This is a genomic window from Glycomyces sp. L485, from assembly GCF_022548875.1.
Classification (GTDB): Bacteria; Actinomycetota; Actinomycetes; order Mycobacteriales; family Micromonosporaceae; genus Glycomyces.
In genome coordinates, this window is record NZ_JAKZEW010000030.1 from 492 (window position 1) to 9829 (window position 9338).

Sequence of the window (9338 nt, forward strand, 5' to 3'; positions counted from 1 at the left end):
GCCCGACACCGCTGCCGCCAACGCCCCCGCGGCCATTGCCGGGCTCCGCTTGCCCACTCCAACCCTCCGCACCACACACACCACACACCGGCGACTCCTGGCTACCAACCACCATGGCCGACAATGCGCTCAACCCAATACTCAGCTCTTCGTCGCCGATACGGCACCGCACGGCCGGTAAGCGGAAGGCGGGCCCCGCGTGACGAGCGGTCAGGGGTTGCGAGACCATGGATGGATGGACGAGCAGCCACTGCCGCAGTCCCGCCCACAGGCACCTCTCCTCACCTGGGAGCCGGTCGACGAGATCGACCGGGTGCTCGGCGAGGAGGTCGTGCGTCGGCTCCGCTCCGCGGCAAGCGCCATCGCCGATGCGCTCCCCACACTGGACGAGTACGACTGCCACGAGATCGTCGTCCACCTCGACCGCAGCCTCAAGGACGTCGTCGACGAATCCTCCTACGAGCACTTCCTGCATCTGTTCGGGCACCTCTTCACTCTTCGCGACACACCCGAGCCTCACCGCGTCGCGCGCACCATCACCGCCCTGGCCGACGCCGTCGAGGTCGGGCTCTGGGAGCTATGAGTTCGCCCCGACTCGCCAGTGTGGCTACTGACCAGTAACATGTAGGGTGATCGGCAACACCGGATCGTCGAGAGGTCGCCATGGGAGTCGTACAAATCGTTACGGCCACGATCGCCTTCGCCTATACGGCGGTCGCGATCGGGCTGTTCGTCCGCGCTTGCCGCAGCCTGCTCGACACCGTCCGGCTCGGCTCGGCCGACAACACTCGGAAGGACGACCGCGGCACCCGCGTCGCCACCATGCTCCGAGAGACGCTCGGCCACACCCGCATGCTCCAGTGGTCCTGGATCGGCGCCGCGCACTGGCTGGTCTTCGTCGGCTTCTTCTCGCTCTTTCCCATCCTCGCCACCGCCTACCTCGAGGCGTTGAACCCCGAATGGACGCTCCCGTGGGTCGGCCACTGGGGGCCCTGGCTGCTGCTGTCCGAGATCATCGCCGCGGTCACCGGCCTCGGCATCCTCTTCCTGATCGGCGTGCGCCTCGCCAGCCAACCGAGAACCCACAAGGTCCCGTCGCAAGGCCAGGTCTCCGAGGACGGCCAGCGCTCCTCCTCGTCCCGGTTCGAGAACTCCCGCCAGTGGCAGGCCTTCTACGTCGAGGCCACGATCCTCGCCATCGTCGCCTGCTTCTTCACCATCCGCTCGGCCGAGTTCGCCCTCGGCGGCATCGACGCCGCCTGGACCGGCCCGGTCTCCTCGCAGCTGGCGAACCTCTACGGCTCGGCCTCCGAGTCGGCGCTGCACACCACGATCACGGTCACAGCCGGAGTCAAGATCGTGGTCTCCTGGACGTTCTTCCTGATGCTCGCGCTCATCCCGACCTTCGGCATCGGCTGGCATCGGGTCACGGCGTTCTTCAACATCTACTTCAAGCGGGAGGCCGACGGGGCAAACGCGCTCGGCGCGGCCAAGCCGATGCTCATCGAAGGCGAGCCGGCCGACTTCGAGACCGCCGACCCCGAGACCCAGCCGTTCGGCGTCGCCACCATCGAGGACTTCAGCTGGAAGGGCCTGCTCGACTTCACCACCTGCACCGAGTGCGGCCGCTGCCAGTCGCAGTGCCCGGCCTGGAACACCGGGAAGCCCCTGTCTCCCAAGAAGCTCGTCACGGACCTGCGCGACCACCTCTACGAGCAGGCCCCGTACCTGAAGGCCGCGGCGATGGCGAGAAAGAACGGCGGCGAGGGCGACGGGCACGAGAAGATCAACATCATCGGCTCGGTCATCGACCCCGACGTCCTGTGGTCGTGCACCACCTGCGGCGCCTGCGTCGAGCAGTGCCCGGTCGACATCGAGCACGTCGACCACATCCTGGACCTGCGCCGCAACATGGTGATGATGGAGTCCGACTTCCCGGCCGAGGCGCAGACGATGCTGCGCAACCTGGAGAACAAGGGAAACCCCTGGGGCGAGAACCCCGCGAACCGCCTCAAGTGGGCCGAGCCGCTCGACTTCGAGGTCCCGATCGCCGAGTCCGGCGGCGACTGGGAGTACCTGTACTGGGTCGGCTGTGCCGGCGCCTACGACCCGAAGGCTCAGAAGACCTCCCGCGCGGTCGCCACGCTGCTGCACGACGCGGGCGTCAAGTTCGCGGTCCTCGGCGAGGCCGAGACCTGCACGGGCGACTCGGCGCGGCGCATCGGGCACGAGTTCATGTTCCAGATGCTCGCCGAGCAGAACGTGGAGACGCTGAACGAGGTCGGGGCGGTCAAGATCGTCGCGACCTGCCCGCACTGCCTCAACACGATCGGCAAGGAGTACACCGAGCTCGGCGGTGAGTACGAGGTCGTGCACCACACCGAGCTTCTCGGGGACCTCGTCGAGTCCGGGAAGATCGAACCGGTCGAGCAGCACGACGGCAAGCTCACCTACCACGACCCGTGCTACCTGGGCCGCCACAACCGGATCTTCACGCCGCCTCGCGAGCTGCTCGGCTCGTTCTCCGAGGTCACCGAGATGCCGCGCAATGCCGAGAAGTCGTTCTGCTGCGGAGCCGGCGGCTCCCGCATGTGGCTGGAGGAGCCGCTCGGCAAGCGCGTCAACCGTGAAAGGGCCGACGAGGCCGTGGCGACCGGCGCGAAGACTCTCGCCGTGGGCTGCCCGTTCTGCTCGACGATGCTGCGCGACGGGGTCGCCGACGCCGGGCACGAGGACGACGTGGAGGTCATCGACATCGCCCAGCTCCTGGAGCGCTCACGGGCGAAGAAGGCCGCCGCCGCGGAGTTATCGGCCGAAGTAGGCGCGCAGGAGGTTCGCGGACTCGTCAGGGAGGACGCCGCCGTAGACGTCGGGGTTGTGGTTCAGGCGCTCGTCGCGCACGACGTCCCACAGCGACCCGACCGCGCCGGTCTTGGGCTCCCACGCGCCGAAGACGATCTCGCCGACGCGGGCGAGCACCGCGGCCCCGGCGCACATCGTGCACGGCTCCAAGGTGACGACCAGCATGCAGCCCTCCAGCCGCCAGCCGTCCCCGTGGACGGCGGCGGCCGCTCTGAGCGCCAGGATCTCGGCATGGGCGGTGGGGTCGGCGAGGGCTTCGCGCTGGTTGGCGGCCGCGGCGAGTTCGCGGCCGCGGGGATCGTAGACGACCGCGCCCACCGGGAGGTCGCCGCCGGACGCCGTCGCGGCCTGGAGGGCGCGCCGCATCCGGCTCTGGTGAACCTCGCGGCGGGTCTGCATCGGGTGTGAAGGGTCGGGGGCTAGGCGCCGGTGGCGGATTCCAGGGCGTCGGCGAAACCGATCACCTCGGCCACCTCGGAGACGACGTCGGAGGGCATCATGCCTTCCTTGGCGCAGAGGGCGAGCAGCGTCGCCCCGCCCACGCCGAGGTCGCCGAGCAGGTCGGCCTCGCCCACGGGCTCGGCGTCGAGCTCGGTCGGTCGAGCGGAGATCGACTCCTCGTCGTCGGTGTCTATCTCATCGGTGTCCTCCGGTTCCAGGTCACCGAGCAGCGCCTCGCCCAGGCGCGACTGCGACGCGTACTCGGCATCGGAGCCGAACGTGCGCAGGTCGTCCCCGTTGTCGAGACGCATCACCGTCAGGTATTCGTCGTCGGCGTCCACGAACAGCAGCGTCAGGTCGGCGTCAGGGCAGGCCTCACGCATGACTTCAGCGGCGTCCTCGATGTCCGCCACGTCGTCGAGATCGACCTCAGTGGCGTCCCATTGGTCGCCCTCGCGGCCCACAGCCACAGCGAAATACGACACGATCCGTCCCCGTTTTCTGTTGAATGGACCAGCTTCTCAAAGGAATCAGCTGCTCGAAGCGATCAGCTGAAGGATGTGGCGGCCTGCGATGATGTAACCACAGGATCCAATCGCCGGTCAACAGAAGATACAGCTCGACTGCGAGGCCGGTGACCCCAGCGGCTGTCCCTGCGACGGCTGCTACGCCGACCGCTACACCGCGGTCACCGTAGCGCGCCAGCACGGCCGCCACGACCGTTGCGATCGTACTCGCGGCCAATGTCACCCAGGCGAACCCCGCCCCGGTCCGGGCGAAGGCGAGGATCCACAGCAGCACCCACAACGCTGTGAGCGCCGATCCCGACGCCACGGCCCCGACGCGCACCTGGTGGGGCTCGCGCCAGCTCGGACGCCCTGAGCGGGTCGGGGGTAGCCCGGGGCCCGGCCAGGAGGTCGCGCGGATGGGTCCGTCATGCATAGGAGACAGGGTACGTGGGCGAAGGCGGGGTTTGCATCGCCGGAACGGGAAGCGGCATGACCGGCAGGGCGGGTGCCTCGACCGCGCGGACCTTCCCGTCGGGGAAGGTGACGTGGTAGCGGGTGCCGTCCCAGGCTGCGCGCGGCATCTGCGGGTCGCGCCCGGCGTAGACGCCCTTGGCGGCGTTCATGCGGTAGAGGCCGGCGCCGATGAGCTGCTGGTCGTAGGGGCCGCCGATGGAGGCGAGGTCGATCTGCTCGGCGACGTCGGAGGCGGCCTGCTGGAAGTCCTTCATGGCCTGCTCGCCCGGGGGTCCGGCGACGCGGCGGGCCCAGGCGCACGCGGAGGCGCGGCGGGAGAAGCTCGCGAGGGAGGCCAGCTCGGGCGGGGAGATCAGCCCCGAGGAGACGTAGGGGGCGAGCGCGGTCTGGGTGCGGCGGGCGTCGGCGGCCCGCAGCCACAGGGCGAGGCCGACCATGGTGAAGAACAGCGGCATGAGGAACGCCGGGTAGAGCGCGAACCACAGGGCGGGCATGCCGATGTCGGCGCCGATGACCGAGGAGCCGTTCCACAACGCGTGGAGGGCCATGCCGCACAGGAGCATGCTGATGATCCAGCCGGCCTGGACGCCGGTCCTGCCGGGGCGGCGGGCGGCCTTGCCGAGGCCGATGGCCGAAAGCCCGGTCATGAGCGGGTGGGCGAACATGGTCGCCAGACCTCGGACGACGACGAGCTGCGTGACCAGGGCGATCCCGGCGGACTCGTCGAGGATCCGGGTCCCGGAGACGTAGGTGCCGGAGGCGTACAGGACGTTCTCGGCGACGGCGAAACCGGCGCCGGCGAGTCCGCAGTAGACGAGCGCGTCGAGGGTGCCGGTGAAGTGGCGCCGTGCCAGCCAGAGCACGATCAGCGGCCCGGCGAGCTTGGCGATCTCCTCGATGACCGGCGCCGAGACGACGGCGGCGAGGTTCTCGTTGAGGTCGTTCTCGCGCAGCAGGTGGGCCGCGCCGGAGTTGACGCCCAGAGAGACCGCGGTGGCGACGCAGGCGCCCCAGCCGAAGCAGAACGCCAGGACGAGCCAGGGGCGCCGCCGGTAGCGGCCGAGCCACAGGAACGTGCCGACGAGCAGCGGGGCGGGCACCAGAGCGGCGACGAGGCCGACCCCGGCGGCCTGTGCCCCGGCGCCGTCGACGATGGCCCAGCCGAGGACGGCCAGGCCTCCGGCGAAGATCGCGGCGCAACCGGCGATGACGAGGGGCCGCAGGCCCCTGCGGTGCCCGGCGATGGCGGCCACGGCGCCGGCCACGGCGAGCGCGGCGGCGATGGTGAGGACGACGAGGAGCTCTCGGGTCTGGTCGCTCACGCGCGGTCCTCGGGGCCCGGCTCGGCTTCGGTGGCGTGCTCGCGGATGACGAAGTGGTCGCCGATGCCGGAGACGGACAGGAGCCGCTGGAGGAAGTCGCCGAGGTTGGCGAGGACGAGGACCGCTCGCGAACGGGTCGCGGCGCGGCTGAGGACGACGAGCGTCCCGAGCCCCCGCGAGTCGCAGAAGGTCACGCCTCCCATGTCGAGGACGACGCGCACGGGGTCTTCGGCCAGTGCGGCATCGACGGCTCCGGAGAGCCGCGAAGCGGTCTGGAGGTCGATTTCACCGGTCAGCGCCACGATCGTCTCGTTCGATTCGCGGTAAACCGAAATGTCGAGCTTCTGGTGTACCACGTCCCCAACCCTAACCGAAAACTAATCGTTGCCGGGTTCCAGCAGTTCGAGGATCTTGGCGATCTCGTCGTCGGGTCCGTTGTCCTTCTGCCACTGGGCGAGGTCGCCGTGGGCCTTGCGCAGCTTGCGGATCAGGCCGTCCTCGCGTTCGCGCAGGTCGCGCGTGCGCTCGGAGGTGTGCCGGAGCGCCTGGCCCTGGCTCCACAGGTCGATGAAGACCTTGACCTTGGTGCGCAGCATCCACGGGTCGAACGGCTTGGTGATGTAGTCGACGGCGCCGACCGAGTAGCCGCGCATCGCAAGGTGGGCGTCGCGGTCGGCGGCGGTGAGGAAGATGATCGGCGTGTGGCGGGTCTTCTCGCGCTGCTTGATGTGGCGGGCGGTCTCGAAGCCGTCCATGCCGGGCATCTGGGCGTCGAGGAGGATCGCGGCGTAGTCCTCGGCGAGGAGCCGCTTGAGTGCCTCCTCGCCTGAGGTGACGGCGATGGTGGCGACCGGTAGGCCCTGGAGGATCGCCTCGAGAGCGAGGAGGTTCTCGGATCTGTCGTCTACGAGCAGGACACGGGCGGTGCTCATGCGGCATCTCCATCGTTCGGGGCGTCATCGTCGCGCGGGGGGCCGTCCGGGTCGAGGGCGGTCCCGATCCACTGCGACATGGTATCGAGCAGCCGGTCCAGGTCGACCGGCTTGGTGAGGTAGGCGCTGGCTCCGGCGGAGACGGACTTCTCGCGCTGCTCGGCGAGGGCCTGGGCGGTGAGGAAGATGATCGGCAGGCCCGCGAACTGCGGCATGCGGCGGATGACGCGGGTGGTCTCGTTGCCGTCCATGCCGGGCATCATCGAATCCATGAGGACGATGTCGATGTCCGGGTGGTGCTGGAGGGCGTCGATGCCGTCGGCGCCGTTCTCAGCGTAGTGGACGTCGATGCCGTGCAGCTCCAGGGCGGCGGTGAGCGCGAAGACGTTGCGGATGTCGTCGTCGACGATGAGGACGGTGGCGCCGTCGAGGTGCTGGGCGGCGGCCGAGGACGACGGAGTCTCGGGCGCGCCGGTGAGGATCGACGGGCCGCGGACGTCCTCTACGGGCGGCAGCTCGGCGCGGTGCGGCTGGAAGTCGTCGTCGCTGTGGATCTCGGCGGGGACGGCGAAGGTGAACACGCTGCCCTCCGAGCCGGTGCGTTCGATGAAGACGTCGCCGCCGAGCATCTGCGACAGGGACTTCGAGATCGACAGGCCCAGGCCGGTGCCGCCGAAGTTGCGGCGGGTGGTGCCGTCGGCCTGCTGGAACGGCTCGAAGATGATCGCCTTCTTGTTCTCGGGGACTCCGATGCCGGTGTCGACGACGGAGAAGGCGATGCGTTCGGCGGCGGAGTTCAGGCGCGGCGCGTCGAAGCGGATGTCGGAGGCCACGCGCCTCACCGCGAGGGTGACCGACCCGGTCCGGGTGAACTTGACGGCGTTGGACAAGAGGTTCCGCAACACCTGCTGGAACTTCTGCCCGTCGGTCCGCAGCGTCCGCGGCAGCCCCGGTCCGACGTCGACGACGAAGCCGAGCTGCTTGTCCTCGGCCTGGGGCCGGAACGTCGCCTCGATGTCGCCGAGGGCCTCGCCGAGGTCGACCGGGTGGACGGAGACGTCCATGCGCCCTGCCTCGATCTTGGACAGGTCGAGGATGTCGTCGATGAGGGTGAGCAGGTCGGTGCCGGCGTTGTGGATGGTGCGGGCGAACTCGATCTGCCGGTCGGACAGGTTGCTCTCGGAGTTCTCCGACAACAGCCGCGCGAGCAGCAGCAGCGAGTTCAGCGGCGTGCGCAGCTCGTGTGAGACGTTCGCGAGGAACTCGGACTTGTACTTGGAGGCCTGCGCGAGCTGCTCGGCCTTCTCCTCGATGTCCTGGCGGGCGGCCTCGACCTCGGCGTTCTTGACCTCGATGGCCTTGTTCTGGGCCGACAGGAGCGTGGCCTTCTCCTCGAGTTCGACGTTGGTCTCCTTGAGCCGGTCGGACTGCGCGCGCAGTTCCTGGGCCATGCGCTGGGACTCGCGCAGGAGCACCTCGGTGCGGGCGTTGCCTTCGATGGTGGCGAGGGTGACGCCGACGTTCGGGGCGAGCGAGTCGAGGAACTTCTTGTGGAGCCCGGAGTAGGTGTTGAAGGAGGCGAACTCGATGACGCCGCGGACCTTGTCGCCGAACTGGACGGGCAGGATGATCAGGTCAGTGGGCGTGGCCTGGCCGAGCCCCGAGGAGATCTCCAGGTAGCCCTCGGGGATGTCGTGGAGGTGGATGGTGCGTTTGGAGGCCGCGGCCTGCCCGACCATCCCCTCGTTCTCCTCGATGATGATCTTCTCGCCGGGGCTGGGGTGCCCGTAGACGGCGTTGAGCCGGTAGGTGACGTGGCCCGAGACGTCCTCGTGGCGGACGTAGAACGTGGAGGTCTGCGCGTCGATGAGGCTGGTGACCTCGTCGAGGATCATCCGCGTGACCTCTTCGACGTTGCGCCGGCCCTGGAGCAGCGAGGAGATCCGGGCGAGGTTGGAGTTGAGCCAGTCTGCGTCGGTGTTCTGGCGGGTCTTGTCCCGCAGGGCGGTGATCATCTGGTTGATCGACTCGGTGAGGTCGGCGATCTCGCCGGCGGCCTCGAAGTCGACCGACTGGGTCAAATCGCCCCTGGCGACCGCGTGGGCGACGTTCGCGATGGCCCTCAGCTGGAGCGTCAGCGTCGCGGCGAGCGAGTTCACGTTGCGGGTGAGTGCGAGCCAGGTCCCGGCGACGCCGGCGACCTCGGCCTGGCCGCCGAGGTTCCCTTCGACGCCGACCTCGCGGGCGACGCGCGTGACCTCGCCGGCGAAGCTGGACAGCTGGTCGACCATCGTATTGACGGTGTTCTTCAGCTCCAGGATCTCGCCTTGGGCGTCGACGGAGATCTTCTGGGTGAGGTCGCCGCGGGCGACCGCGGTGGTGACCGAGGCGATGTCGCGGACCTGGCTGGTCAGGGACGAGGCCATCGAGTTGACGTTGTCGGTCAGGTCCTTCCAGGTGCCCGAGACGCCGGGCACGTTCGCCTGCCCGCCGAGGTTCCCGTCGGTGCCGACCTCGCGGGCCACTCTGGTGACCTCGTCGGCGAACTGCGACAGCTGCTCGACCATCGAGTTGAGCGTGGTCTTGAGTTCGAGCATCTCGCCTTGGGCGTCGACGGTGATCTGCCGTGTCAGGTCGCCGCGGGCGACGGCGGTCGCCACGGAGGAGATGTTGCGCACCTGCGCGGTCAGGTTCGACGCCATCGAGTTCACGTTGTCGGTGAGCGCCTCCCAGATGCCCGAGACGCCCTGGACGTTCGCCTGGCCGCCCAGTTTGCCGTCGGTGCCGACCTCGCGGGC

Annotated in this window: 7 protein-coding genes and 1 pseudogene; 2 read left to right on the top strand and 6 right to left on the bottom strand. The window is 69.1% G+C overall.

Translation table 11 applies throughout. The features are described from left to right. The first annotated feature begins 235 nt into the window (after positions 1–235). Positions 236–583, top strand: coding sequence for a hypothetical protein (locus L0U85_RS14485; protein WP_241378475.1), 348 nt, complete (start codon positions 236–238; stop codon positions 581–583). 80 nt (positions 584–663) lie between these two features. Next, positions 664–2790: pseudogene (locus tag L0U85_RS21375) on the top strand ((Fe-S)-binding protein); the annotation flags it as partial. Positions 2791–2805: 15 nt separating this feature from the next. Here L0U85_RS21375 and L0U85_RS14495 read toward each other — a convergent pair. The 6 genes from L0U85_RS14495 to L0U85_RS14520 form a co-directional block, all read right to left on the bottom strand. After that, positions 2806–3228 carry a nucleoside deaminase gene (locus L0U85_RS14495; RefSeq protein ID WP_241378520.1) on the bottom strand — a complete coding sequence of 141 codons (423 nt, stop codon included), beginning with the start codon at positions 3226–3228 and terminating at the stop codon, positions 2806–2808. A gap of 53 nt (positions 3229–3281) precedes the next feature. Further along, positions 3282–3788: a tRNA adenosine deaminase-associated protein gene (locus L0U85_RS14500; protein ID WP_241378476.1), complete on the bottom strand. Its 507-nt coding sequence runs from the start codon at positions 3786–3788 to the stop codon at positions 3282–3284. 449 nt (positions 3789–4237) lie between these two features. Then, positions 4238–5608, bottom strand: a complete 1371-nt coding sequence (locus L0U85_RS14505) for a PrsW family intramembrane metalloprotease (RefSeq protein WP_241378477.1) — start codon at positions 5606–5608, stop codon at positions 4238–4240. Next, a complete protein-coding gene (locus L0U85_RS14510) occupies positions 5605–5964 on the bottom strand; it encodes an STAS domain-containing protein (RefSeq protein WP_241378478.1) in 360 nt (119 codons plus the stop codon). Before L0U85_RS14510 ends, L0U85_RS14505 begins: the two co-directional genes overlap by 4 nt. A 21-nt stretch (positions 5965–5985) precedes the next feature. Then, the gene (locus L0U85_RS14515) at positions 5986–6540 is read right to left on the bottom strand and encodes a response regulator (RefSeq protein WP_241378479.1); all 555 of its coding nucleotides are present in this window, start codon (positions 6538–6540) and stop codon (positions 5986–5988) included. Further along, positions 6537–9338, bottom strand: a 2802-nt coding sequence (locus tag L0U85_RS14520) for a HAMP domain-containing protein (protein ID WP_241378480.1), incomplete at its 5' end; no start/stop codon positions are given. The genes L0U85_RS14520 and L0U85_RS14515, both read right to left, overlap by 4 nt.